The sequence below is a fragment of the Desulfosarcina sp. genome (assembly GCF_055467485.1).
Genome location: NZ_JBUOIV010000015.1, coordinates 54,633 through 80,771, shown reverse-complemented (window position 1 = coordinate 80,771; position 26,139 = coordinate 54,633). Strand labels below are relative to the sequence as shown.

The following is a 26,139-nucleotide window of genomic DNA, read 5'->3' as shown; positions in this document are numbered from 1 at the left end:
TATGGGTGGGTTCTCAGCTGGTAGTCGGCGATGGTGCCGACGCCCAACCATTGTAAACGGACCCTCCCCAAAGGAGCACCTGAATATGGAACAGACGAACCTGATGGTGATCAACGGAAACGAGCTTCCCATTGAACCGGGTGAGACCATCCTGGACGTGGCCCGGCGGGGACACATCGATATTCCGACGTTGTGCCACTTGAAGGGATCCACGCCAACCGGTGCCTGCCGAATCTGCGTGGTTGAAGTAAAAGGGGCGCGGACCCTGCTGCCGGCCTGTTCCACACCTGCCTCCCCCAATATGGTGGTGCGCACCGAATCGCCGGACGTAGTGGCATCGCGCAAAGAGATCCTGCGGCTGATGCTCTCTTCAGGCAATCACAATTGTGCCGTTCGCGGACGGGACGACAGTGATTGGACCCAATTTCAGATAGGTGTCGAAAAAGATGACGGCAGCGAGGCCTTGTGTCCGGTTTGGGGAGACTGCCGACTACAGGACCTGGCCTACCGCTACCAGGTGACCGGCGAGGGCTTCCAGGGGACCCCGGCCCGCTATCCCATGGAAACGGTCAATCCTTTCATCGTGAGGGATTTTTCCCGCTGCATCCTCTGCGGCCGCTGCGTCCAGGCCTGCAACGACGTGCAGGTGAACAATGCCATCAGCTTCGGTTATCGTGGCGCCGAAACCAAGATCATCGCCGCCGGCGACCGGCCGCTGAAAGACTCCGACTGTGTTTTCTGCGGCGAGTGCGTGCAGGTCTGCCCCGTGGGGGCCCTGGTGGAAAAGGACGTGCGCTACCATGTCCGCCCCTGGGAAACCCAGCAGGTGCGCACCACCTGCAGCTACTGCGGTGTGGGATGCCAGATGCACCTTCACGTGCGTGACAACCGGGTGGTCAAGGTCAGCGGTGTTGAAGATGAGGCCCCCAACTTTGGCAGCCTTTGCGTCAAGGGACGTTTCGGTTTCGATTTCATCGGCAGTGATGAGCGGCTCACCGAGCCACTGATCAAGGAGAACGGCTCCTTTCGTAAAGCCACCTGGGAGGAGGCCATTAATTTTGTCGGCGATAAACTCAAGCATATCCGTGACACCCACGGTGGAGACAGCATCGGCGTGCTCACCTCGGCCCGCGTCACCAACGAGGAGAATTACATCGCCCACAAGTTCACCCGGGCGGTTCTGAAGACGAACAACATCGATCATTGCGCCCGGCTCTGACATAGCTCCACCGTGGCCGGTCTGGCCGCAGCATTCGGAAGTGGCGCCATGACGAACACCATTGCCGATATCGAGGAAGCGGATGTAATCCTCATCACCGGTTCCAATACCACGGAAAACCACCCCGTGCTTTCATCGTTCGTCAAACGGGCGGTCACCCAGCGCGGGGCCACACTTATCGTCGTCGACCCCCGCCGCATAAAGATCACGGAGTTCTCCGAGCATTGGCTGAGACCCAACCTGGGTACCGATGTGGCTTGGATCAACGGCATGATGCACGTCATCATCAAAGAGAACTTGCACGACGCGGCTTTCATCGAGGAGCGCACGGAAAATTTCGATGCACTCAAAGCGATGGTCGAACGCTACACCCCAGAACACGTGGAAACCATTACCGGCATACCCGCCCAGCAGCTCATCGATGCGGCGCGGCTTTATGCCAATGCACCGGCAGGCAGCATCCTGTACTGCATGGGAATCACCCAGCACACCACGGGGACCGACAACGTCAAATCCCTGGCCAACCTGGCCATGCTCTGCGGCAACCTGGGCATCCGGGGCGGCGGGGTCAATCCCCTGCGCGGACAGAACAACGTCCAGGGCGCCTGCGACATGGGCGGCCTGCCCAACGTGCTCACCGGTTACCAGGCAGTGGACAACCTGGATGCCATCAAAAAGATGGAACGGGCCTGGAACGTCACCGGACTGCCCACCAAGCCGGGACTCAAGGTCACGGAAATGGTCCCCAAAGCCCATAGCGGAGAGCTCAAGGCCCTCTACATTATCGGCGAAAACCCCCTCGTTTCAGATGCCGATCTCAACCATGCCGAAAAAAGCCTGAGCAAACTGGAGTTATTGGTGGTTCAGGATATCTTTCTCACCGAAACCGCCCGGATGGCGGACGTCGTGTTACCCTCCAAGTGCTTTGCCGAGAAGGACGGCACTTTCTCCAATACCGAGCGGCGGGTGCAGCGGGTGAGAAAGGCGGTCGATCCGCCGGGTTTGGCCAAGGATGACTGGAAGATAACCAGCGAGATCGCCACACGCATGGGTTACCCCATGTCCTACAAGGACAGCGAAACCATTTTTAACGAACTGGCCGGCGTTACCCCTTCCTATGCGGGAATCAGTTACCCGCGCATTGAACACGAGGGGCTGCACTGGCCCTGTCCAACACCGGAACATCCCGGCACTCCCATTTTGCATGGGGCCCAGTTCACCCGGGGTAAAGGGATGTTTCATGCCATCGAATGGATTGCCCCGGCGGAAGTGGCCGACGACGACTATCCCCTGTACCTGACCACCGGACGCGTGCTCTATCATTACCACACCGGCACCATGACCATGAAGACCGAGGGCCTGAACGAGCGGGCACCGGAGTCCTTTGTGGAGATCACGCGCGGCGATGCCCAAGGGATGGGCATTGCCGATGGCGACCGGGTAACGATCGCCTCCCGGCGGGGAGAGATCCAGGTTCGGGTGCGGATTTCGCACAAGGCTGTGGACGGGACCGTTTTCATACCCTTCCACTTTGCCCAGGCGGCGGCCAATAAACTGACCAATGCTGCCTTGGATCCGGTTTCCGGGATTCCCGAGTTCAAGGTGTGTGCGGTGAGGCTTTCAAAAGGTGCTTAAGCATGGGGAGTGGATAGGCTAAAATGCCTCAACGGCCGACGGAAAACCGGTGACCCCTCACCCGTATGGGGATAACAGAAGACACCGATTCGTTTTCTAAACCCATCAATTGTTAAAATTAAAAAGGCCGGTCCCCATGGGGACCGGCCTTTTTTCTGTCGATGTTTCCGGTGCGGAGATTACATGCTACATGTTCGACGACTCGGGGTGGAACACGTCCACATCCTTGAGGTCGTCGCCTAAATATTCGCGCTCGTTGGGTCCGAGGATGCCCAGGGAGAGGCAGATCAGGGTCCATAGGTGAAGTGTTTGCCAAGCATGTCCGCGCTGATCGCTCAGGTCGTGAATCTGGGCGTGACAGTTGTGGCAGGGTGTGATGCAATAATCGGCTTTGGTGGCCAGGATCTGGTCGGCCTTGAGCTTGCCGTAGGCCCGCCGCTCATCCGGAAATCCGGACTGCAGGAAGCCGCCGCCGCCGCCGCAGCAGAAGTTGTTGGAGCGGTTGGGGTGCATGTCAATGAAGTTTTCTTCACCAACTACCGCCTTGACGACGAAGCGCAGGTCCTCGGCGACCGGATCGCCGAATGTCTTGCGAACCAGCTGGCAGGGATCCTGAACCGTGAACTTGATCTTGCGCTCCTTGTTCCACTCGGAATTGACTTTCAGCTTTCCCTCGCGGACCCACTGGGCGTAATATTGAATGATGCTTTTGATTTCGAAGTTGTAGGGCATTTTGAATTTTTCCAGTCCGGCCCGGACTGCGAAGAGTTCGTGCCCTCACTCCGTGTTGAGCCAGACCTTGCAGCCCAGATCCTCCACGGCGTTTTTTTTCACTTCGACGATGTTTTTCCAATTTTCATTGTCGGCCAGAAAGAGGCAGTAGTTTTCCGCCGCCCACCCCTTGGTGCCGTAAGTCCAGTCCGCACCCACCAGGTGCAGGATCTTCCACAGGGGTACCATTTCATCTGGCTCGGTCACCGGTTCCCGGGAGTTCTGGTTGAGGAAGAATTCAGCGCCTTTCTTGTTGATCGGGGCCTGCATCTCAGCAAATTCGGGCTGTGCTTCCTGGTACTCTTCAAGCACGTCTTCGACGACGAACTGGAAGTCCTCTTCCGTGGCACCCATAGCGCTGCAGGTGTCATTGCGCAGGGCCATGTCACAGGATCCCAGGATACCCTTGGGGCGTTTCTCACGTGGCCAGGCGGCGCGCGTGTTGAATACCAGTTGGGGTATGTTGATTTTCATCGGGCAGACATACATGCAGCGCGTGCACATGCTGCACATCCAGACCCATTTGGTGTTCAGGACCTCTTCGTCCATTCCCAGGGCCGCCATTCTCAAAAACTTTCGGGGATCCATTCCCTCCAGACCCGTTGCCGGACACCCTGAAGAACAGGCGCCGCAGGTCAGGCACAGGTTCAGGTTTCCCCCTTCGGGGAGGATCTCCTTCACCTTGTCGATGAAAACGGATCGCTTCTTTCCGCCGAGCTTGATCGCTTCATCAGCCATACTGTTAATTCCTCCGTAGTTGGTTTACCACCGACGATTCCAATACGATTAAAAAATTTAAGAACCCATTTATTATCGAGTCATCCATAAAATACAAGGAAAAAATTGATTCCGGCAGACCTTGCAAGTCCATGGCCGGCCCATTGGCCGGCATTCATGTTGCCGAGACGAATATCGTTTCCGTTTGTAATTTAAGTGCCGACACCCCTTTGCAGAATGTTACGAAGAGGTGTCGGCTTGGTCATCAGCCTATTTCCCTTCCAGCGTTTTTTCCATCTCCATAAGAATGCCGGAAAAATCGGCGCCCATATTCGACGCCGTTGTGGCAAAGCAGATCCGATCTTTTTCGATCCCCATGGCTTGCAGCATACCCTGGGCGTTAGCGGCCCGCCAACTAGCGTAGAGGCTGCCCTTCTCCGATTTGCAGTTGCCGTTGTGACAGGCCATGATCACGACGCCATCGGCCCCTTCGGCCAGGGCGTGCATGACGTAGCCGATGTCCACCTTGCCGGCGCAGGGAACAGCCACCATTTTCAGCCCCTTGGGCAGGGGCATGCCGAATGATTCGGCCATGCGGGCGGCTTCCAATCCACTGTTCTGGCAACAGAATGCCACGATGGTGGGGGCGTCTGCAGCCTTAGCTGTTGCCGATTGGGTTACCTGATCGATCATCTCGGCATCGTTGAATTCACCGATCTGGATGGCGTCCATGGGGCATTCCGCGGCACAGATGCCGCATCCCTGGCAGGCCACCGTGGAGATGACCGGCTTGTTGTCGGCGGACCAGTCGATCGCCCCATGGGGGCAGCATCGGTAGCAGGTCAGGCAGAAGGTGCACTTGCCGACGTCCAACACCGCCTTGTTGACCGGCACAGTAATGGTGCCGTCGCCCAAGAGGCTGCGGACCCTGATGGCTGCATTCTGTGCATCCATCAGGGCGCCGTAGCGTTTTTTAACCCGGCGGCTGCCGCCGACCACGAAGATCCCTTCGCGGTTGGTGGAGACCGGAAAGCGGTGAACATTCTCGGTCTGTAAAAATCCCATGGGGCCCACATCGATGTTGAGCATCTCGGCCAGGGTTGTGTTGACCTGGTCGGCGCCGATGGCTTCCTCGACCACAATGATGTCGGGGGACAATTCCACTTTGCGCTGCAGGACCGGATCGTCGTAGGTGATGTAAAGGGCACTGCCCTCCTGAACCAGCGCGGGCATCTCGGTTAGCTTGACATACATGGCTCCGCTGTCGCGGCATTCTAAATAGAGGCGCTCCAGCCCGTCTTCGGCCACCTTCAGATCCCCGGCAAACACATACGCGCTGGTGTCTTCCATCTTTTCCATGGCCAGCACACTTTTCAGGACCCGTTCAAGAACCAGGGGGTTGCCGTCCTGGGCCAGGCCCAGCATGAAAGCCACCGATTTCCCGGTAAATGCGGCCGGGTTTTCACTAAGGGCCGCTTCCATCTGGCTCTGGCTGAGCACCGTGTCCGATAGGCTCAAGCCATAGGCTTCATTCAGCGGGCATGCAACCAGCTCCGATGCCACCACGATGGCGCCTACAGACTTTTCGACGATGTCGTCATTGCCTGACAACCATACCCGGAAATTCCCCGGAAACCCGGCAGCGCCGTCCATGCGGGTGCCGGTCATCACATCGATCATTTCCGATCCGTTGATGGTTTCCAATAACGCCTCCATGGCCGCCTGTTCTTCCCCATCGAGATCGGCAGCCGAGGCGCCTGCCGCCATCCCCAGACCGGCGCCCTCATCGATCAGCACAACCCGGTATCCGCTGGCGGCAATCTCGCTGGCCGCCTTCACGCCGGTCATCCCGGCACCCACCACCAATACGTCGGTGGCCAGGTTGATGGTTTCCATTTGTGTTTCTTGTGTCATGAGGTCCTCCCCAGATATTTCATCACTTCGCCGGCAGATTGGCCTGCGTGGACGATGGATTCGGCAATGGTTTTCGGTCCCGAAGCGGTACCGGCCACAAAGATGCCATCCTGGCCTGTCCGTGTTCGGTTCAACTTATCGGTGGAGGCAAAGAAACCGTCACCGTTGAGCGGCGCGCCGACCAGTTCGGACAGCGACGCATTGTCGGCCGCCGGCATGATGCCTACGGAGAGCACCACCAGGTCGAAATCATCTTCCACCGCTTCACTGCTGCCCTCGGCGGCCATGAAACGGGTCCGGACCCGGTCGTCATCGGTCATGTACATGTCCACGGGAATGTTGCGCACGAATTTCATGTCGTCTTTGCATTTCTGGTAAAAGACGGGAAAGTCGTTGCCCGTGTTCTGAATGTCCATATAAAAGATGGTGATGTCCAGTTCCGGGTCTTTGTGTTTCATGGCCTGGGCCGTTCTCAGGGCATAGGGGCAGCAGACCTGGCTGCACCACAGGTTGCCCAGACGTTCGTCACGGCTGCCCACGCACTGGATAAAGGCGATCTTTTTGGGTGGTTTACCGTCTGAAGGACGCAGCACCGTCCCGTTGGCGCGCTTGCCGGATTCCAGATCCATGCCGCTGACCACGTTCTCCAGATCGTCGTAGCGGTAGGTGGACTTGATCTGCGGGTTGAAGGGCGTGAAACCGGTGGCCACGACCACGGCGTCGACTTCGAGGGTGTCTGCATGACCTGTGGTTTCCGGGTTCAGGCTGCCGTCGGCAAGATAGTAGCGGCTGTTGTTCAAGGAATAACCCCTGACGGCCGCGCAACCCGTCGGGTTGGCCGTATAACCGGCTTCGCACGTTTTCAGGTCCTTGGTCGGCTTGGTTTTTTTCAACGTGGCTTTGAAATTGCCGTTTTTATCGATGCTGGCCACTTCAGTGGCCAAATGGACGGTGATGGACGGTTCATTGACTACCTTCTTGAGCATGCTTTCCACGGCGCAGGCGCCGCATTGGCGACATTCGTCAGTCGCCTTGCAGGCATATTGGATGGCGTGTCCGCCAAGGAAGTCGGCTTTTTCCACCAGCGCAACCTGCGCGCCGAGGCCGGCAAGCTCCCAGGCCGCCGTCAGACCGGCGATCCCGCCCCCAATGACCATGACTTTTTTCGATTCAGTACTCACTTGAAAACTCCTTTAGTGATCGTTGGTTGACAATGGATGGGTGGCGCTGATCAGACCGTCGGCCGAGGCAGGACTTTTGCCCGCTCGGCGATCTCCGGCACTTTGTGCTCCCATTCGATGGGCATCAGGTGAACACCGGCGACGCCTTTCATCTCCTTGAACGCTTCGATCTGTTCGCAGGCGATTTTGATGCCTTCGTCGGCCACCTTTTTCTTGTCCACACCCTGGAGTCGTTTGATGATCGCGTTGGGAACGTCCATACCGGGAACCTTGAGCTGCATGTAGCGCGCCATACCGACGCTCTTCATCGGGGTGACGCCGGCCAGGATATAGACCTTTTCGGTGAGCCCCATATCCACGGATTCTTTGACCCACTGGCGCATTCTCTCCATGTTGTAAATGCACTGGGTCTGGACGAAATCCACACCGGCCTTGACTTTTTTAGCCAGGCGATGCACCCGCCATTCGTGAGGTTCGGCAAAAGGGTTGGCCGCGCCGCCTATGAAAATCTTGGGCGGTTCGTCGATGTCCGCCCCACCCAGGAATTTGGATTCGTCACGCATTTTTTTAACCATTCCGATCAGTTGGGTGGAGTCGATGTCGAACACACCCTTGGCCTGGGGATGGTCGCCGAACTGCTGGTGGTCACCGGACAGACAGAGCATATTCCGGATGCCCAGGGCCGATGCGCCGAGGATGTCGGCCTGCATGGCCAGGCGGTTGCGGTCCCGGCAGACCATCTGGTAGTTGGGCTCCAGACCCTCCTCGATGGCAATCAGCGAAGCGGCCCAGCTGGACATTCTCACCATTGCCGTTTGATTGTCGGTAATATTGACGGCATCCACCATGCCGACCAGATGTTTGGCCTTTTCGCGTACCGCCGACACGTTGGTTCCTCGGGGCGGCCCGAGTTCCCCGGTAAAGGCAAAATGTCCGGCACGCAGTATTTTTTCAAGATTGCTTCCTGATTTCATTTGAAAATCCCTCTATTGACTTGTTCCGGTTTCTGGATTGCTATTGGCTATTTGATACCGAATGCGGCTAGTCGATCCTTGTAACCCGGTTGAACGACGGTTCTGGGCGTCTGATTCCGCCAATCGTTGGGCGGACAGATGTCGAGGATGTTTTGCAGTCGGTTCTGTTTGGCGAGTCGTTCGTGGATGCGGTGCCAGGCGCAGGGCTGATCGGCATTGATTTCACAGCTACCCTTGTTGGTGCCGCCGCAGGGGCCGTTGAACAGTCCCTTGGCGCACATGGTGACCGGGCAGATGCCGGCGGTCATGCCCAACACGCAGGTACCGCAGGCCCGGCATTTTTCTTCATACCAGCCCACTTCGCGGTTGACGCCGATAAAGCTGGTGTCGACACCGGGGAAAACGGGGATTTCGGGGAATCGTTCGGCGATGAATTGAATGCCGGCACCGCAGGCCATGGAAATGATCGCGTCGTATTCATCCACAATCGCGTCCAGCTCTTCCAGAAACTCCATATCACACTGCCGTTCCACGGTAACACCACCGGTTTCGATGGGTTCGCCTGCCATACGGCGGGCGATCTTCAGCTCGGCGTTGAGCACACCGACCTCCTTTTCACCGCCGGCCAGGCAAACCGCCACGCAAGTGCCGCATCCCACGGTGAGGACCTTTTTAAAGTCCTTGACCATGGCCCTGACCTCTTCAAAGGGTTTTCTTTCCGCAACAATCATTTAACATTCCTCCTGTTTTCCATGGCATGGGGTCGATACCATGAAGGGTTATACCGATCACGCATGCATTAGGGGTGGGCGTGAACGGTATGATATGAGCCAAGGAGCGAAACTAACCTGATCGCATCGATGATGTCAATCCATAAAGGATGCGATCTGCGTCCGGAGCCCGAACCCACTTATTGTCTGTCGGCGGCAAAGTCAATATGAAATGAATGGTTCCTCATTATTTATATGGAGGCTCAAACCCTTATGGCATTGGCCGCACAACTTGGATCACAGACCTTAAATTTAGGATTTGTTGAAATTGAATGCGGTTTAGCAGGTCGTCTCTGGTTTTTCGGCTTTTTTAACGTTAATACTTGACAGGGTGTTTTTGGCTTTGATAAATGAATGAGTATTCATTCATAAACAATCGTTGTTAGGAGGTTCGCCATCAACACGAAAAAGAAAAATATGGACAAATACAGACGCATTCTGGAGGCGGCCATCACTGTATTTGCCGAGCAGGGGTACTTTCAGTCGACGATTGCCCAGATTGCCAAAGAGGCCGGGGTGGCGGACGGAACCATCTACCTCTACTTCAAGAACAAAGACGATATTCTGGTTCAGTTCTATCAGTACAAGACCCGTCAGATTTTCGAGCGGTTCCGGGATGCGGTCAGTCAGCCGGCAACCGCCGAAGAGAAGCTGCGATGTCTGATTCACGTCCATTTGCAAGAGTTCCAGAAAGACCGCAATATGGCCATCGTTTACCAGGCGGAAACCCACCAGAACCGCCGGCTCGGGAACGAGCAGATCAAAGAGATGTCCAAAATGTACCGGGATATAATCTCCGAGGTGGTGGAACTGGGCCAGGAAGAGGGAACCATTCGGAAGGATCTTTACATGGGATTGGTCAAGCGTTTCATCAATGGTGCTGTGGATGAAGTGATCAATTCCTGGATCCATTCAGGCGGGCAATACGATCTGGTAACCATGGCCGACCCGTTGGTGGACCTTTTCATCCGGGGCATCGGCGGTACCGGCGATACAAGATTAACGGATTGATTACATAACCGGACAGCGCCGTGCATGCTCGTCTCGGCGGCGTATCCACCAGTCAACAAGGAGAGGATAGACCATGGCACAGGTAATCGCTGACAGAAGAGATGTTGATTTCGTGCTTCATGAGCAGTTAAACATCGGCGCGTTGAGTGAACATGAAAAGTACGCCGAGTTCAACAAAAAGACCGTAGATTTGATCATCAGTGAAGCCCGTAATCTTGCGATAAAGGAAATTCTTCCCACTTTCAAGGAGGGTGACGAACAGGGATGCAGGCTTGAAAACGGGCAGGTATCGGTTCCGGAAAGTTTCAAGCGTGCGTACGACCTGTTCGTCGAAGGTGAGTGGCTGGCCATGCCCGAGGACCCGGAATACGGCGGGCAGGGGATGCCCCGCACGGTGGCGCTGGCCGCGGGTGACTATTTCAATGGTGCCAACTATGCGTTCATGATGTATCCGGGCCTCACTCACGGTGCCGCCCTGCTGGTGGAGGCATTCGGCACGGAACGGCAGAAGAAGCTTTTTTTAAAGAACATGTTTACCGGCAAGTGGACCGGCACCATGCTGCTCACCGAACCCGAAGCCGGTTCCGATGTTGGCAACTTGTCTACCACCGCCGTGAAAAATGAAGATGGGACATACTCCATCACCGGCAACAAGATTTTCATCTCTGCCGGCGAGCATAACTTGGTTGAGAACATCGTCCATCCGGTGCTGGCCCGAATCGAAGGTGCGCCTGCGGGCACCAAGGGCATATCTCTCTTTTTGGTCCCCAAATACCGGGTCAACGACGATGGTACGTTGGGCGATTTTAACGACGTGGTCTGCACGGGCCTCGAGCACAAGATGGGCATCAACGGAAACGCCACCTGTTCGTTGACCTTGGGCGGCAAGGGCCAGTGTGTGGGCGAACTGCTGGGCGAAGAGAACAAGGGTATGCGGGCCATGTTCCTGATGATGAACGAGGCGCGCCTGCTAGTGGGAATGCAGGGATTTTGCTGCGCCAGCCCGTCATACATGAATGCAGTCAATTACGCCAGGGAGCGGATTCAGGGCAAGAACCTGATGCAGATGATGGATCCCAATGCACCGGCCGTGCCGATCATTCAGCACCCGGATGTGCGCCGCATGCTGATTTCCATGAAATCCTACGTGGAGGGCATGCGCAGCCTGCTTTATTATGCCGGCTACCTTTCCGATCAGATGGCCGTTACCGATGACGAGGAGGAAAAAGCCCGGCTGCAGGGAATGGTGGACCTGCTTATCCCCATCTGCAAGGGATACGTTACCGACAAGGCCTTCGAGGTCTGCAGCACCGGTGTGCAGGTGTACGGCGGATACGGTTTTATCAGGGAGTATCCCCAGGAACAACTGTTGCGGGATTGCCGCATCACCATGATCTATGAAGGTACCAACGGCATTCAGGCCATGGATCTCCTGGGCAGAAAATTGGGCATGAACAAGGGCAAACCGATCATGGACCTGATGGTCGAGATCCAGAAGACCATTGCTCAGGCCAAGGCCATCGACGGCCTGAAGGATTATGCAGCCAGAGTGGAAAAGGCCCTTAACCGCCTCGGTGAAGTGGCCATGCACCTGGGCGCCACCGCCATGTCACCTAAGGTCATGAGCGCATTTGCCTTCGCACACCCGTTCATGGAGGCCTCCGGCGACGTGGTGATAGCCTGGATGTTGCTTTGGAGAGGGGTTATCGCGGCCACCCAGCTGGAAAAAGGAGCCAAGAAAAAAGACCAGGCCTTCTATGAAGGCCAGTTGAAAAGCGTTCAATATTTTACGCAGGCGGTGCTTCCCATTACCATGGGCAAGATGGATGCCATCATGACCACCTGCGAGGCGTGCATAGATATTGCCGAAGACGCGTTCGGCGGCAAATAAGTCTAAATATCGATGAATAAATGAAAACGGGGGTTGCATGTTGATGCAACCCCCGTTTTTTGATTGGCCGTTCTCAGCTGCCCGTCCATACCTATTGTCTTTTATGCTGTTCCATGGCTCTGAGATCTTTTTTAAGCACTTTGCCCACATTGGTTTTTGGCAGTTCTTTGCGGAATTCGATTTCCGTGGGCCATTTGTACTTGGCCAGCTTGTCTTCGCAATATTTCATCAACTCTTCGGCGGTGGCTGTCTGGCCTTCCTTCAAAACGACGAATACCTTGACCGCCTCTCCGCGTTTGGGATGAGGAATGCCGATGGCGGTGGCCTCCATCACCTTGGGATGTTCGAAAAACACCTCTTCGATGTCCCGGGGATAAACGTTAAAGCCGCCGGAGATGATCATATCTTTTTTGCGATCAACGATGTAGAAATAGCCGTCCTCGTCCATCTTGGCGATGTCGCCGGTGTGCAGCCATCCGTCGGTGAGGGTTTCTGCGGTGGCGTCGGGGCGGTTCCAATAGCCTTTCATGACCTGAGGACCCTTGACCAGGAGTTCACCGATTTCACCCACGGGAACATCAGTGACCCCGTCGCCAAGATCCACGATACGGGCTTGGGTGTCTGAAATGGGAATACCCACACTGCCGACTTTGCGATTGCCCTTGAAGGGGTTGATGTGGGTAACCGGGCAGGATTCGGTCATCCCGAAGCCCTCGACAATGACTGCACCGGTTTTTTTCTGAAACTCGCTGATTACCTCCACTGGCAGCGGGGCGCTGCCGGAAAAACAGCCTTTGATGGAGGTGAGGTCGGATTTGGCGATATCAGGGTGTTCGAGCATGCCGATATACATCGTGGGTACCAGCGGTGCAAAGGTGGGTTTGAATTTACTGATGGCTTCCAACAGTTGGGGGGGTTGTGGTTTGGGCACCAGGATGTTTCCCCACCCTTTGAAAATAGCCAGGTTCATGGCGGTGGACAGGCCAAAGACGTGGAAAAAAGGAAGGGCGCCGAGCATGATTTCATCGCTGCCGAAAGTGGGAAACCAGGCCGATACGTGCTGGGTCTGTTTGCTCAAGTTGCCATGGGTGAGCATGACACCCTTGGAAACACCGGTGGTGCCGCCGGTATACTGGTACATGGCCACAGCGTCAAAATCCAGGGCAACATGCGGCGGGTTGGGCGCATAGCGTGCAATGAGGTCTTTCCATTTATAAAGATCGTCGGCTGATTTGACGTCGGCAGCCAGTCCCTTCTTTTTGCCGACCAAAGGGAAAAGAAGGTTTTTGGGGAAGGGGAGATAGTCACCGATACTAGTGTAGATGATCTGCTTTATCTTGGTTTTTGGTCGAAGATCGATCATCCGGTTGCCGAGCAGATCCAGGGTGATCAACACTTTGGCTCCGGAATCATTGAACTGATGCTCCAACTCCCGGTCGGAATACAACGGGTTGTTCATGACGGTTATGGCGCCGATGCGCAGGATGGCATAGTAGGCGGCCACACAAGGGATTACATTGGGCAGCAGAATCGCTACGCTGTCACCCTTTTTAACCCCGAAGTCGGTCAGGCAAGTGGCAAATCGATCCACCATTTCGTTCAGCTTGCTAAAGCTGACTTGATAACCTTGAAAAGTCAGGGCCATTTTGTCTGGAAACGCATCGGCCGACCGCTTGAGGAACTCCGGCAGGCAGATGTTTTCATATTGAAGCTGTTCGGGAACACCTGCTTCGTAGTGCTTCAGCCACGGTTTTTCCAGATAGGGACTGTCTGTGCTCACTTGAACCTCCTTTTTCCTTGTTTTTAATGGGCGATCGTAATAAATGAGGCCCTCATGCCTGTTGGGTTGGGTTTTTGCTGCCGAATCACTTAACACCTATTTTGAGATGCTGCTATTGTCAATGAAATTAGTGGTTAATTTCATTTATGGCGTTTGTTCAACCCGCGGTGAAAAGACCGGTTACTTGTTTTCGCAGAGATAACGGCGCCACCGCTGTCAGTGAGAGGGGATGGACACCGTCGCCAAAATTTTTTCTTGACAGGAGTGGAATCAGTCGTTAAAAAAACTGAATGAATCTTCATTCATTTTTATACATTTTAATACGAATCCGAAGGGAGAACAAGGGTAAAATATGGAAAACGCGTTGATCGCTCCGGCCAAGTATTTTTTTCTTTTTATTCCCACGGTGCTTTTTTCGATTTTGATTCCCCTTGTGGGGGTGGCGATTTTCGCTTATATCATGGCCATCCGCTTGGCTCCGCTGGTCAAGGCGGCCCCGGACAGCCGATTCGACCGTATCCCCCAGCGCATCTATAACGTGGTGAAGATCTGGCTGGGCCAGTATCGCCAGCCTCGGTACATGCTGGCCGGTGTCGTGCATATCGTTATCTTCGCCGGATTTCTGATCCTGAGCATCCGCTCCTGCAGCCTGGTCATCATGGGCATCTCCGAAAGCTTCGTCATGCCCGGATTCGGTGGCCTTTTAGGTGATATCTATAATATCTTAAAGGACTATGCCGCCACGGCGGTGCTGATCGCCTGCGCCATTGCCGCATTCCGGCGGGCCGTGGTCAAACCGGCTCGTTACGCCGTACCCGCCAAATACGGCAAGGACCACACCGTCGAGGCCCTGTTCGTCTTGGGCTTGATTTCGACGCTGATGATTTCCGAGAGCCTGTTCGAGGCCAGCAGTGTGGCCGCCAACACCCAGGCCGGGTTGCACGCCGAGTTCCTGGCGCCGCTGAGCCTGGCCTGGCTGTTCAAGCAGGGCCTGCTGTCCACTTCCTTAGAGACCCTGCAGACCATCCACATTGCCGCCTACTACATCCACGACCTGACCTTTTTCTTCTTCCTGTGCTTTCTGCCCCTGGGCAAGCACTTCCACGTGATCACGTCGCTGTTCAACGTGTTCTTCATGCGCATCGATAAGGGTAACATCAAACCGGTCCAACACGGCATTACCGATGAACAGCTGGACGACCTGGAATCCTTCGGCGTCAAGAAACTGGAGGACTTCACTTGGAAGCACATCCTGGATTTTTACTCGTGTGCCGATTGCGGCCGCTGTTCGGACAACTGCCCGGCCAACGCGGTCGGACGGCCGCTGTCGCCGCGCTTCATTTCAATCAAGGGGCGCGACCTGGCTTTTAAGAATTATCCCATCTACCCCTACGGCAGCCCGTTCAAAAAGAGCGAGAACCTCATCGGCACCACTTACGAGGAGGACGAGATCTGGTCCTGCACCACCTGCGGTGCCTGTGAGCAGGAGTGCCCCATCGGCATCGAGTACATCGACAAGATCGTCGACCTGCGGCGTGGGATGGTGGATGAGGGCTTGGTGCCCCAGAGCCTGCAGAAACCCTTGAGTGCACTGGAAAAACGCGGCAACCCCTGGGGCAAGATGGAAAAGAAGCGGGCCGACTGGACCAAGGATCTGCCCGAAGGGGTGACCGTCAAGGACCTGGCCGTCGATTCGGCCGAGGCGCTCTACTTCGTGGACAGCATCACCTCTTTTGATGACCGCATGCAGACCATCGGCCAGGCCACGGCGACCATCCTTTCCCGGGCCGGTGCGGACGTCGGCATCCTTGGCAAACAGGAGAAAGACAGCGGCAACGAGATCCGGCGTTTCGGTGAAGAGATGTTGTTCCAGACCATGAAGGAGATGAACACCGACGCCATCATCAACAGCGGCGCCAAGCACATCATCACCGCCGACCCCCATGCCTACAATGCCTTGAAAAACGATTACCAGGGGCTGCCCCCGGTCGAACATATCAGTCAGTTCATCGCCCGCAACGTTAAATCCGGCGCCATCCGACTGACCGGCGCCAACGGCGACGGCAAGGTCTACACCTATCACGATCCGTGCTACCTGGGCCGCCACAATGACGTATATGATGATCCGCGGGCGGCCCTGGATGCCATCGCCGGGTTGAAGCGGGTGGAAATGGAGCGTTGCCGCGACCGGTCTTTTTGCTGCGGCGGCGGCGGTCTGATGCTTTTTTACGAACCCGAGGAGGACCAGCGCATGGGCGTGCTGCGCGTCGAAATGGCTGCTGCGGCCGGTGCCAACGTCATCGTCACGGCCTGCCCCTTCTGCCTGGTCAACATGGAAGACGCCATCAAGGTGGCCGGTATGGAAGGAAAGATGGAAGCCATCGATCTGTCTGAACTCATAGTCCAACACATGCAATAGGCGAAATAATAATCAGGGAGGAAAAACATGGAGATTCTGGTTTGTGTGAAACGAGTTCCCGATACCGCTGAGAACGAGATCGAGGTAAATGGTTCCGGCAGTGATATCGAGCGCGACGATTTGGTGTACTCGGTCAACGAGTGGGACAACTACGCGGTGGAAGAAGCCATTCAGATCCGCGACAAGGTGGGCGGCAGCGTCACCGTCGTCACCGTGGGCGACGACGAATCGGAGGAGGTGCTGCGCCGGGAGATGGCCATGGGGGCCGACAACGGCCTGCTGCTGTGCGACGACGCATTCGAGGGGTCGGACGGCAAAGGTGTCGCCACCCTGCTCAAGGCGGCGGTTGAAAAGGGCAAGTACGACCTGATCCTGACCGGCGCCCAGGCCGATGACGGCGCGGCCCAGGTGGGCGGCATGCTGGCGGCCATGCTGGACTACCCCTATGCCTCCCTGGTGAACAAGATCGAGGTGGCCGATGGAAAGCTCAAGGTCGGCCGCGAGATCGAAGGCGGCAACCAGGAGATGAACGAGATTCAGCTGCCCTGCGTCCTGTCCATCCAGACCGGCATCAACGAACCGCGCTACGTGGGCATCCGCGGCATCCGCAAGGTGGCCTCGGTAGAGATCCCCCAGTTTGGTGCCGCCGATCTGGGTGTTGACGCCGCAATGGTGGGCGCTGCCGGCGCCCGGGTTAAACGGGTGGACTACTTCGTGCCCGAAATGGGTGAGGGAGCTGAAATGCTCGAAGGCAGCACCGAAGAGATCGTTGCCAAGCTGATTGAACTCTTGAAAGCCAAAGGAGGGTTGAAATAATGGCCGATATCTATGCATACATCACTCACAAAGACGGCGTGGCCGACGATTCGGCCCTGGAGTTGGCTGCCGCGGCCAAGAAAATCGACGCCGGTGCGGCCGTCACCGCCATCGTGACCGGTTCGGGTGCCGACCTTGACGCCGTGGCCGATGCCGTGGCCGCCTCCTACAGCCGTGTCCTCAAGTTCAGCAATGACGCGCTGGCCTATCCCAACGCCGAAGTCGTCAGAAAACTGTTGGTCAACGTGCTGCCCGCCGATGCCATCGTCCTGATTGCCAATGACACCTTCGGCATGGATCTGGGTCCCGGCCTGTCCATCAAGCTGGACTCGACCTTCGTCGCCGACGTCGTAGACATCGAAGGACTGGACGGAACGAGCCTGAAGGTGATCCGCCAGGAATACTCAGGCATGGTCAGCACCCACGTCACCGCCGATATTTCCAGCGGTGCGGTCGTGAACCTGCGTCCCGGGGCCTTTGCCCCCGATGAAAGCAAATCGGCCGGCGGCAGTGTCGAGGACAAGTCCGGCGACGCCGGCGACCTGACGGTCAAACGGACCTTTCTGGAAGTCGTGGAAGCCGAAGTCGGGGATGTTGACATCACCAAGTCGGACGTGCTGGTATCCGTTGGCCGCGGCATCGAGGACGAAGAGAATATCGAAATCGCCCAGGAACTGGCCGATGCCATGGGTGCCGTGGTTTCCTGCTCGCGTCCCATCGTGGATGCCAAGTGGCTGGAAAAATCCCGCCAGGTGGGGACTTCCGGTCAGACGGTCAAACCCAAGGTGTACCTGGCCTGCGGCATCAGCGGCAGCTTCCAGCATATGGGCGGCATCAAGGGTGCGCCCTTTATCGTGGCCATCAACAAGAACGTCAAGGCGCCGATCTTCCAGGTGGCCGACGTGGGCATCGAAGCCGACATCCTTGAATTCCTTCCCGAACTGACCGATGCCATCAAGGAATCGTAAACCACAACCTTTCCGAAAACCAGCGGGCGCCCGCTTTCATTAGCGGGCGCCCGCTTTTATTATGAGTGACCGTGTCTCCCGGCATCAACGGCTAAATCAGGCTTGTTCGCCTCTATCGGCAACTGTCCATTGATCGCTTACAACACTCACAGAGCTAAACGTTTATCTAACTTGTTTACACTGTTCACATTTGCTTGACACGTTCTTGCTTGAAGACTATAAATCAGTCTGAGATGACCGCTGAAACGGAGGGAGGCGCAGGAATGGCTGAAAAGAAAACCGCTTTTATGGTGGATTCGGGATGCGAGCCAACTCAGGCATTCATTCAAAAGTACAACCTTGAATTTGTCGGCATCAATATTGTCCTGGACGGCAAGAACTACATCGACGGGGAGCAGCTGCTTCACGAGCAGTTCTACGCCACGGTTGACGGTGTAAGTGATTTTTCCACTACGCCTCCCAGCCAATCAGACATGATCAAAAAATACAAGGCCCTAAAGAACAAAGGCTACGAGCGCGTCATTGACATCCACATGTCATCCAAGCTTTCCCAGGTCGTCGCCAACAGCAATGCTGCCAAGGGATTTGTCCCGGGCTTGGAAATCCATGTATTTGACACCCAGTCCGTATCCGCCGGGGGATATTTCGTTGCCGAGAAAATCGTCGAAATGGTCACCCAAGGGCGTCCGATCGCCGAAGTCAAAGCAGCCTTGCCCGAGATCACGCGATCTGCACAGGTGCTGATTTCCGCATCCACGCTGAAATTCTTTGTCAAGAACGGCAGAATCGGCAAGGCCAAGGGGCTGGTCGGCAGCCTGCTGCGCATGAAACCCGTGTTGATCATTGAAGATGGACGGGTTACCCCTTTTTCCACGGAAAAAGGCATGGAAAAGGCCATTCAACGAATGGCTGATGCTTCCATGGAGTTCCTCTCTTCACGCCCACACAACGTTAAAATATACAAGGCATTCGGGTCCGACAACAACAAACCTTATATGGAAAAGGCCTTTGAACGCCTAATGGACAAGCTCCCCTCTATCGCGGTCAAAGACTATCAGGTGATCAGCGGCCGAGGCTGGCCAACGGTAACCTGTCACAGCGGCCCCGAGGTGTTCGCCCTTTCGGTATACGGTGAACGCCATCCCATATAAACATACACCCGCATCGAGAAGCCAGCGGCCTGCTGCCGCTGAAACGATGTCGCAGGTCGTCGGCATTTCTTGCCAGCAGCCTCCAAACATTACAGATTTTCACCATCTGCATGAGACGGCCGGATCTACCGGGGCAAATTCCCATTGAACCGCGATAGCGAGCGCATTCCCCGCCGCTTGCGGCGAGGTTAGCGAGCGAACTGGAAAACGCTTTTTTATCCTTCCGATGCTGCGCAGCACCGCCGCTGCAGGCGGAACCTTCCCGCAGCTCCCATGAACTGAAATTCCGGTTCACTCCGGTCAAGCGACATGGAATCCGCACGCTGTCCCCGTTCAACCGTGTAGTTCTTGACATGTCCGGGTCCTTGGCATACATGAGTTCTTTCGCTGGTCATGGCAACATGCCGGTCCATGACGGCCAACGAGACATACCAGGAAACCATCCATGAACGTGCTTCACGGCTGCATGGCCGCTTTGCGATTTGCCGGTTGGCTGTTCATTGCCGGGTTGGTGCTCCATGGCCTTGGAATGCTGCCGGGTTGCGCCGCCGGTGAAGGAGAACAGCAGGTCGTACATCTCTATTTCGCCGATCCGAAGCGTCCACTGCTGGTTGCCGAAGCGCGTGTCATGGTCAACCCTGACGAACCATTGGCATTCAGCCGGCAACTGGTGTTGGAACTGATCAACGGTTCTGCGCGTGGAAATCTGGCCACCATCCCCAAAGAGACGCGATTGAGATCCTTCTTTTTGCTCGGAGATGGAACGGCGGTGGTGGATTTTTCCGCCCAACTGAGGGAAAACCATGTCGGGAGTTGCCGATTGGAGCAATTGACACTATTTTCAATAGTCAATTCCCTGATCCTAAACGTTTCAGAGATTGATCAGGTAAAAATTCTCATTGACGGAGCGGAAGTGCAGACGCTGACCGGTCACCTTCCACTGGCGTTTCCTTTAACCGCTGATATGCTGCTGACACGATGAAAAAAACTGACAAACTAAATAACATTCGGAATATCGGTATCATCGCCCACATCGATGCCGGCAAGACGACGGTTACCGAACGGGTCCTCTATTACACGGGGCGATCCCATAAGATTGGAGAAGTCCATGACGGTGAAGCCGTGATGGACTGGATGGTCGACGAGCAGGAGCGGGGCATCACCATCACTTCAGCGGTCACCACCTGCCAGTGGAATGGCCGGGATATCCAGGTCATCGACACACCGGGTCATGTGGATTTTACCATCGAGGTGGAGCGGTCCCTGCGGGTCCTGGATGGGGCAGTGGGTGTCTTTTGCGCCGTCGGTGGGGTTGAACCGCAATCGGAGACGGTCTGGCGCCAGGCCGACCGTTATAAAGTGCCCAAGATTGCTTTCATCAATAAACTGGACCGCATCGGTGCCGATTTTTTCGGTACCGTTCAAATGATGCGCGACCGGCTCAAGGCCAATGCCCTGATCCTTCAGATTCCGATAGGTACCGAAGACGGCTTTTCCGGTGTCGTCGATTTGATTCGCATGCAGCAGGTCCGGTGGGACGACGACACGCTCGGGGCCAGCTACAGCACCGAGGAGATCGATGACGACCTCCGAGATGACGCTGAAATATACCGGGACCAGATGCTGGAAACCCTTGCCGAGATGGACGACGGGATCATGGAAGCCTACCTTGCCGAGACACCCATAGACGCGGAGATGATTCTATCTGCCGTCAGGAAGGCAACAGTTGCCTTGAAGCTGGTGCCGGTGCTGTGTGGCAGTGCGTTGAAGAACAAAGGCATACAACCACTGTTGGATGCCATTGTTCAATTCCTTCCCAGCCCGGCGGAGGTCCCGGCCATCAAGGGCGTTCATCCGGAAACCGGAGAAACCATCCTTTGCCGGCCGGATGAAAAAGCACCTCTGGCGGCGTTGATTTTCAAGGTTAGCATGATGGAAGGCCGGAAGCTGTCCTATGTCCGGGTATACAGCGGCAAAATTACCGCCGGCACAGACGTGTACAATCCCAGCCGCAACAAGAAAGAGAAATTGTCCCGCATCCTTTTGATGCATGCCAACAAGCGGGAGCGGGTAGACACCGTCGGCCCGGGGGCCATCGTCGGGGTCGTGGGCCTCAAGGATTCCTCAACCGGCGAAACCCTGTGCCAGCAGGAGCATCCGGTGCTGCTTGAAAAAATGGATTTTTATGAACCGGTGATATCCGTGGCCGTGGAGCCCAAAACCCACAGCGATCAGGAGAAGCTTCAGCAGGTGCTGGAAAAGTTCATGGCCGAAGACCCCACCTTGCGGGTTCGTGAAGACGAGGACACCGGCCAGACGATTCTTTCCGGCATGGGAGAACTGCATCTGGAAATCATCACCAGCCGCATGCAGCGTGAGTTCAATACCCGGGTTAACGTAGGCAAACCCCAGGTCGTCTATCGCGAGACCATCGAATCCCCCGCTACCGGGACCGCAATTTTCGACAAGGAAGTCGCCGGTAACCGCCATTACGGTGAAATTTCGCTGCGGCTGGAACCGCTGTCCCGCGGTGAAGGAAAGCGGTTCGAATCACGCCTGGCAGACGAGGAACTGGCCCCCGGGATGGTGAAGGCGGTGGAAAAGGGGGTAATGGAATCCCTGGAGAGCGGCATCCTCCTGGGCTATCCGGTGGTGGACGTGAAAGCAGTGCTCACCGGAGTTGGAACCCGGGAGACCAATAGCTCGGAACTGGCCTTTACCGTAGCCGCTTCCATGGCCGTCCGCGAGGCCCTTGCCCAGGGGAATTCATTCCTGCTGGATCCCATCATGGCCGTGGAAGTCATCGTCCCGGAGGACTTCATGGGGGAGGTGATCGGGGACCTGAATACCAGGGGCGGAAAAATCGAAGCCATCGAACCCAAGCTGGGGGTTCAGACCATCAAGGCGACGGTGCCCCTTGCAAACATGTTCGGCTATTCCACCAGCCTGCGGTCGGCCACCCAGGGGCGGGCAACGTTTTCCATGCAGTTCTCCCGGTTTGACAGGAGCTGACCGGTACATTCACCGCCCAGGTATTAAGCCAGCGCTCATCCCCTTTTTCCTCGTTGCCGGTGAACACGGTCGAAGAGACGTCACAACCAGAAAAGCCGTCCCACTATGCGGGACGGCTTTTCTGGTTGTGATCGGGTCGTTCCAGCTTTTACTGGGTCTTGCCGAAGATTTTTACCGGCCGGGTGGTGTCCCCGGTGGCGTTGGGGAAATCCTTGGCAATGTATGCCTTCTGGCCGGTTTCGATCAGGTGGTTGGCCTCTTCCATGTAGTTGGCGAAGCGCAGCTTGCACTCATAGAAGCCGTGCCACCAGGCGTAGTCCGGGGCCATCATCATGGCCCCCATACGTGCCCGGCGTCCCTCGTGGTGCCACAGTTCGTAGTATTCCACCTCGAGGCGCTCGTCGAAGAACTTGGTTTTGTCCAAAAGGCCTTTTTCGTAAAGCTCATCGAGTTTTGCCTTGGCCGGTTTGAAGTATAAATCGTTATACTCGATCACGGCCTTGTCGAAACCGTCATAAAAATCGTTGATCCAGGAATCGCCGTGGCAGGAGCTGCAGATATTTTTCATCTTCTGGCGCTCCACTTTCCAATCGGTGCCCGAGGGAAACGGTTTGAAATCCTGGGGACGGACCGTGAGCGGAGCCTGGGTCTCCCAGGATAGCCGCTGGGTGACATCGTGGCTGGTGGGTTCCTTGCCGGATCCGCTCATGTGGCAGGCCGCACAAGTCGGAGCGCGGTAATCGACGCCGGCCGTCCAGGTGCCACCAGCTGCATCGAAATTATATTCGTCCTGGTAGGCGTGGTAGATCGTGCCGTGTTTGGATTCTTCGTAGATCTCGATCTGGGGATGATCCGGTCCCAGATGGCACTGGTCGCAGGCCTCGGGCTTTCGGGCTTCACCAACGGAAAAACGATGGCGCGTGTGGCAGGAAGTACACGACCCCTTGCTGCCGTCCAGGTTAAGCCGGCCGACCCCGGCGTTGGGCCAGGTGTTCGGATCGATCTTACCGCTATCATCAATGGTGATGACCGTTCCGTGGCAGTTGAAGCAGCCGGTTTTGCGCTCGATGTCCGAGTTCATGCCCTTGTTCAGCCAGGGATCCAGCTTCCACATAATCTCGATGGTGTTGGCGTGCTTGGACTTGCTGTACTGGGTGGCCTCGTCCGGATGGCAGCGGGAGCAGTCTTTGGGGGTCACGATGGAGGCGATGGGCATCTTGTACTTGGCCTCGCCCCAGGGCATGTCGGAGCGGCTGTAATACTTCTCGTGATCCTGGGCGATGTCTTGATCGCCAGGCTGGACCAGGTGGCAATCCAGACAGGTGATGTTGGCGTTGGCGTGTCGGCTCTTGGCCCAGTCAGCAAAAACGCCGGGGGTGGTTGCCCGGTGGCATTCGATACACGCCTGGGCTTCTGGGGGCACACTGCGTTCGATGCGGTACTCCTTGACCTTGGCAAAGTTGGGCTGGGCCATGGCCGGTACCGCCATCAGGCCGACCACCAGCAATCCGATGGTTAAGAACATCCATGTACGCCTCATAGATGCCGCTCCTTTCTGTTTTTAATATTCGACGAAATAAAAAACCCAATCGCTTATCTGGGTATTACAGCTGTTTCAACCCCTTGGCCTGGTAGGGAATTTGGCGGGTCTGTCGAAACATTACCAGTCCCCTTTCGGAATGGACTAAGTCGTAGTGACAATCAACACATTTTTTTTCGTATCCCTGGCGGGCATAAATCACCGACCGGTGAGCCAGCATGGCACCGCGTTGGGTGGGCATGTGCAGCAGGTTGCGGTGGCATTTTTGGCACTGATCGTTGTCGAAGGCGGCATAGGCTGCCTCGCGGGCGTTGTCCCTATCGTACGTGCCAACTAAGAAGTGCACCGCAACGTCTTTGATGCCATGGTAGCTTTTGGAAAAGAAAAAATCGAAGGTGTCCTGGGGGGCCGGCAGGTGACAGTCCATGCAGTCCACGACGACACCGGTTGCATTGTTGGTGTGGGTGGAAGAGCGCCAGGCCACCACCGCCGGTTTGATTTCATGGCAGGAGGCACAGAACTCCGGCGTGGAGGTCCTCACCATGGTATAGTAGGTCATGCTGAACAGGGGAAAGGCGATTACGATGCCGACACCGACCAGAGCGGCCGCGATTATCCATTTTTTCATACCACTTCCTTGAGGTTAAGTGGTTGCAGATAGTCTGACCCGCCGGCTGGAGAACACCAATGAAAGCATTCCCGGCTGCCGGAAATGAATTGCATAGGCGCCCAAGGGGTTAAAGCAAGCGGAAACAAGACAACGGTCGTTCGATTAGCAAAAAATAGAAAAGAGAGAAAAAATTAGCATCACTAAAACGGTTAATATGAATTGTGGGACTTGTCAATGTCTTTTTATGTTACCTTGTGGTATAATTAGGTTTATGAAGATCGCCGGCTGGGTAAGCGCTGAAAACAACCGGTACTCAATGCCAGCGATCACCCGGCACCCGGTTTTTTCTCTTTTTTGGGATCCAGGGCTTCGAGTTGAATCATCACCATTTCTTTTTGGGAGTCATCGACAGCCAGTTTCAAGGCCCGGTTCAGATGAAAACCGGCGTTCTTCAGATCTCCCTTCTGTCGGTAAAAGCGGCCTAAATTGTAGTGGGCGCTGAACATGTCCCCCAACCGACCGCTGATCTCCCCCAAATGATAGTAGGCCTGGGTATAATTCTCGTTGTAGCGCACCAGATCTTCGAAGGTGTCCCTTGCCTCCGCCATTCGACCCAGTTCCATCTGGGTACGGCCCAGATAGAGCCTTCCTTCGGGGTATTTTTCGGAACTGCTGGCGGACAGGGCTTCCAAGGCTTTTTCGTACTGGCCGTCATGGAAATAAATTTTGCCCAGATCCTGAAGCATCGAGGTGGCCATGGCATTGCCTTCGATGGCCCGTTTCATATGCTCGGCCGCGTTGTGCCACTGATCGACCCGGGTCAGGGCCAGTGCATATCCATAGTGGTCGAGCGGGCTGTCCGGCCTTGTTTCGAGGTTCGACCCGAACCGTTTCAGGGCCGCCTTTTCATCGGTGTAGAGGGCGATCAAGCGGGTGTGAGCCAGGCCAAATCCGCCGACTTCGCCGCGTTTGCGGACCGTTTCCGGTCGGTTCTGGTGCAGCCAGTTGTCGATGGCGCTCATGCGCGCTTCGGAGGCCGGGTGGGTGGTCAGGTAGGTGGGGATCTGTTCGGACCCGTACCACTGCTTGCTGCGGATTTTCTTCAATGAGGTCAGCAACCCCTCTCCGCTGTAGCCGGCCAGGGTGAGATATTCCAGGCCCAGCTGATCCGCCTGCATTTCATTTTCACGGCTGTAGGCCAGGGCCGCGGTCTGGCCGGCGGCCACCGATCCGACGGTCACGGCGCTGGCCGCTGCAGCTGCTCCGCCGGCGCCCAGCAAAACACCGGCCACCATACCGGCCAGCGTGGCCATGCCGATCTTCTTGGAGCTTTCGATCCGGTCCGAGATGTGGCGGCAGACCACGTGGGCAATTTCATGCCCGATTACGCCGGCAAGCTCCTCTTCGGATTCCAGGGCGGCGAAGAGACCGCTGTTGAAGAAAATGTGGCCCGCCGGGGTGGCGAAGGCGTTGTAAACATCTTCACGGAGCACATGAAACTGATAGTCGAAAGGCTGGGGCGGGACGACAGCCAGGATGCGTTTGCCCACCCGGTTGACATAGTCATTGATGACCGGATCGTCGATCAGGGGGAACTGGGCCCTGACTACCGCCATAAACTCCTTGGACAGTTCCCTTTCTTCCTGAAGGGTGATGCAGTGGCCGTCGGGAACCATGGCCACGATGGTGGAAATGAGAAATACGGTCATGGTGAAAAAGATGAATATTTTATTTTTTATCAGCATGTTAGTAATCTTTTC

At 56.1% G+C, this 26,139-nt stretch carries 18 protein-coding genes; 9 read left to right on the top strand and 9 right to left on the bottom strand.

Annotated features, from left to right (window positions below):
- Positions 1 to 85 precede the first annotated feature (85 nt).
- Entirely contained in the window at positions 86 to 2,854 is a 2,769-nt protein-coding gene (gene fdhF, locus ACZCED_RS09745; protein WP_462970296.1) for a formate dehydrogenase subunit alpha, read from the top strand.
- Positions 2,855 to 3,040: 186 nt separating this feature from the next.
- Here fdhF and ACZCED_RS09740 read toward each other — a convergent pair whose 3' ends face one another.
- From ACZCED_RS09740 to ACZCED_RS09720, 5 genes are all read right to left on the bottom strand, one after another.
- Positions 3,041 to 4,363, bottom strand: coding sequence for a (Fe-S)-binding protein (locus tag ACZCED_RS09740; RefSeq protein WP_464860700.1), 1,323 nt, complete (start codon positions 4,361 to 4,363; stop codon positions 3,041 to 3,043).
- A gap of 249 nt (positions 4,364 to 4,612) precedes the next feature.
- Positions 4,613 to 6,256 (bottom strand): hydrogenase iron-sulfur subunit, encoded by a 1,644-nt coding sequence (locus ACZCED_RS09735; RefSeq protein ID WP_462970298.1) that lies wholly within the window; start codon positions 6,254 to 6,256, stop codon positions 4,613 to 4,615.
- A complete protein-coding gene (locus ACZCED_RS09730) occupies positions 6,253 to 7,437 on the bottom strand; it encodes an FAD-dependent oxidoreductase (protein ID WP_462970299.1) in 1,185 nt (394 codons plus the stop codon). Before ACZCED_RS09730 ends, ACZCED_RS09735 begins: the two co-directional genes overlap by 4 nt.
- A 50-nt stretch (positions 7,438 to 7,487) precedes the next feature.
- A complete protein-coding gene (locus ACZCED_RS09725; RefSeq protein WP_462970300.1) occupies positions 7,488 to 8,411 on the bottom strand; it encodes a methylenetetrahydrofolate reductase in 924 nt (307 codons plus the stop codon).
- 47 nt (positions 8,412 to 8,458) lie between these two features.
- Positions 8,459 to 9,142, bottom strand: a complete 684-nt coding sequence (locus ACZCED_RS09720) for a methylenetetrahydrofolate reductase C-terminal domain-containing protein (RefSeq protein WP_462970301.1) — start codon at positions 9,140 to 9,142, stop codon at positions 8,459 to 8,461.
- 456 nt (positions 9,143 to 9,598) lie between these two features.
- On the opposite strand from ACZCED_RS09720, the gene ACZCED_RS09715 reads away from it, so the two are divergent.
- Complete coding sequence (locus ACZCED_RS09715; RefSeq protein ID WP_462970302.1) at positions 9,599 to 10,192, top strand: TetR/AcrR family transcriptional regulator; 594 nt, start codon at positions 9,599 to 9,601, stop codon at positions 10,190 to 10,192.
- 73 nt (positions 10,193 to 10,265) lie between these two features.
- Entirely contained in the window at positions 10,266 to 12,083 is a 1,818-nt protein-coding gene (locus ACZCED_RS09710; RefSeq protein WP_462970303.1) for an acyl-CoA dehydrogenase, read from the top strand.
- A 91-nt stretch (positions 12,084 to 12,174) separates the two neighbouring features.
- Here ACZCED_RS09710 and ACZCED_RS09705 read toward each other — a convergent pair whose 3' ends face one another.
- Complete coding sequence (locus ACZCED_RS09705; RefSeq protein WP_462970304.1) at positions 12,175 to 13,863, bottom strand: long-chain-fatty-acid--CoA ligase; 1,689 nt, start codon at positions 13,861 to 13,863, stop codon at positions 12,175 to 12,177.
- Between the two features lie 352 nt (positions 13,864 to 14,215).
- Between ACZCED_RS09705 and ACZCED_RS09700 the strand changes: the two genes are divergently transcribed.
- From ACZCED_RS09700 to fusA, 6 genes are all read left to right on the top strand, one after another.
- Positions 14,216 to 16,282: a (Fe-S)-binding protein gene (locus ACZCED_RS09700; RefSeq protein WP_464860699.1), complete on the top strand. Its 2,067-nt coding sequence runs from the start codon at positions 14,216 to 14,218 to the stop codon at positions 16,280 to 16,282.
- Between the two features lie 27 nt (positions 16,283 to 16,309).
- On the top strand, positions 16,310 to 17,098 hold the full coding sequence (locus ACZCED_RS09695) for an electron transfer flavoprotein subunit beta/FixA family protein (protein WP_462970306.1): 789 nt from the start codon (positions 16,310 to 16,312) through the stop codon (positions 17,096 to 17,098).
- Positions 17,098 to 18,066 (top strand): electron transfer flavoprotein subunit alpha/FixB family protein, encoded by a 969-nt coding sequence (locus ACZCED_RS09690; protein WP_462970307.1) that lies wholly within the window; start codon positions 17,098 to 17,100, stop codon positions 18,064 to 18,066. The genes ACZCED_RS09695 and ACZCED_RS09690 overlap by 1 nt, the downstream gene beginning before the upstream one ends.
- Positions 18,067 to 18,329: 263 nt before the next feature.
- On the top strand, positions 18,330 to 19,217 hold the full coding sequence (locus tag ACZCED_RS09685; RefSeq protein WP_462970308.1) for a DegV family protein: 888 nt from the start codon (positions 18,330 to 18,332) through the stop codon (positions 19,215 to 19,217).
- 445 nt (positions 19,218 to 19,662) lie between these two features.
- Positions 19,663 to 20,199, top strand: coding sequence for a GerMN domain-containing protein (locus ACZCED_RS09680; RefSeq protein WP_462970309.1), 537 nt, complete (start codon positions 19,663 to 19,665; stop codon positions 20,197 to 20,199).
- The gene (gene fusA, locus ACZCED_RS09675; protein ID WP_462970310.1) at positions 20,196 to 22,229 is read left to right on the top strand and encodes an elongation factor G; all 2,034 of its coding nucleotides are present in this window, start codon (positions 20,196 to 20,198) and stop codon (positions 22,227 to 22,229) included. Before ACZCED_RS09680 ends, fusA begins: the two co-directional genes overlap by 4 nt.
- Before the next feature lie 148 nt (positions 22,230 to 22,377).
- On the opposite strand, the gene ACZCED_RS09670 is transcribed toward fusA, so the two are convergent.
- The 3 genes from ACZCED_RS09670 to ACZCED_RS09660 all read right to left on the bottom strand — a co-directional run bounded on the left by ACZCED_RS09670 (position 22,378) and on the right by ACZCED_RS09660 (position 26,124).
- Positions 22,378 to 23,769 (bottom strand): multiheme c-type cytochrome, encoded by a 1,392-nt coding sequence (locus tag ACZCED_RS09670; protein WP_462970311.1) that lies wholly within the window; start codon positions 23,767 to 23,769, stop codon positions 22,378 to 22,380.
- Positions 23,770 to 23,833: 64 nt separating this feature from the next.
- Positions 23,834 to 24,397: a cytochrome c3 family protein gene (locus ACZCED_RS09665; protein WP_462970312.1), complete on the bottom strand. Its 564-nt coding sequence runs from the start codon at positions 24,395 to 24,397 to the stop codon at positions 23,834 to 23,836.
- 308 nt (positions 24,398 to 24,705) lie between these two features.
- Positions 24,706 to 26,124 carry a M48 family metalloprotease gene (locus ACZCED_RS09660; RefSeq protein ID WP_464860698.1) on the bottom strand — a complete coding sequence of 473 codons (1,419 nt, stop codon included), beginning with the start codon at positions 26,122 to 26,124 and terminating at the stop codon, positions 24,706 to 24,708.
- Positions 26,125 to 26,139: the final 15 nt, after the last annotated feature.

What these genes read in the sequence shown, in the direction of transcription:
- ACZCED_RS09735 (WP_462970298.1), bottom strand. Translation starts at nt 6,256, where the DNA reads ATGACACAAGAAACACAAATGGAAACCATCAACCTGGCCACCGACGTA.
- ACZCED_RS09690 (WP_462970307.1), top strand. Translation starts at nt 17,098, where the DNA reads ATGGCCGATATCTATGCATACATCACTCACAAAGACGGCGTGGCCGAC.
- ACZCED_RS09695 (WP_462970306.1), top strand. Translation starts at nt 16,310, where the DNA reads ATGGAGATTCTGGTTTGTGTGAAACGAGTTCCCGATACCGCTGAGAAC.
- ACZCED_RS09670 (WP_462970311.1), bottom strand. Translation starts at nt 23,769, where the DNA reads ATGAGGCGTACATGGATGTTCTTAACCATCGGATTGCTGGTGGTCGGC.
- ACZCED_RS09700 (WP_464860699.1), top strand. Translation starts at nt 14,216, where the DNA reads ATGGAAAACGCGTTGATCGCTCCGGCCAAGTATTTTTTTCTTTTTATT.
- ACZCED_RS09710 (WP_462970303.1), top strand. Translation starts at nt 10,266, where the DNA reads ATGGCACAGGTAATCGCTGACAGAAGAGATGTTGATTTCGTGCTTCAT.
- ACZCED_RS09680 (WP_462970309.1), top strand. Translation starts at nt 19,663, where the DNA reads ATGAACGTGCTTCACGGCTGCATGGCCGCTTTGCGATTTGCCGGTTGG.
- fusA (WP_462970310.1), top strand. Translation starts at nt 20,196, where the DNA reads ATGAAAAAAACTGACAAACTAAATAACATTCGGAATATCGGTATCATC.
- ACZCED_RS09660 (WP_464860698.1), bottom strand. Translation starts at nt 26,124, where the DNA reads ATGCTGATAAAAAATAAAATATTCATCTTTTTCACCATGACCGTATTT.
- ACZCED_RS09720 (WP_462970301.1), bottom strand. Translation starts at nt 9,142, where the DNA reads ATGATTGTTGCGGAAAGAAAACCCTTTGAAGAGGTCAGGGCCATGGTC.
- ACZCED_RS09685 (WP_462970308.1), top strand. Translation starts at nt 18,330, where the DNA reads ATGGCTGAAAAGAAAACCGCTTTTATGGTGGATTCGGGATGCGAGCCA.
- ACZCED_RS09715 (WP_462970302.1), top strand. Translation starts at nt 9,599, where the DNA reads ATGGACAAATACAGACGCATTCTGGAGGCGGCCATCACTGTATTTGCC.
- ACZCED_RS09665 (WP_462970312.1), bottom strand. Translation starts at nt 24,397, where the DNA reads ATGAAAAAATGGATAATCGCGGCCGCTCTGGTCGGTGTCGGCATCGTA.
- ACZCED_RS09725 (WP_462970300.1), bottom strand. Translation starts at nt 8,411, where the DNA reads ATGAAATCAGGAAGCAATCTTGAAAAAATACTGCGTGCCGGACATTTT.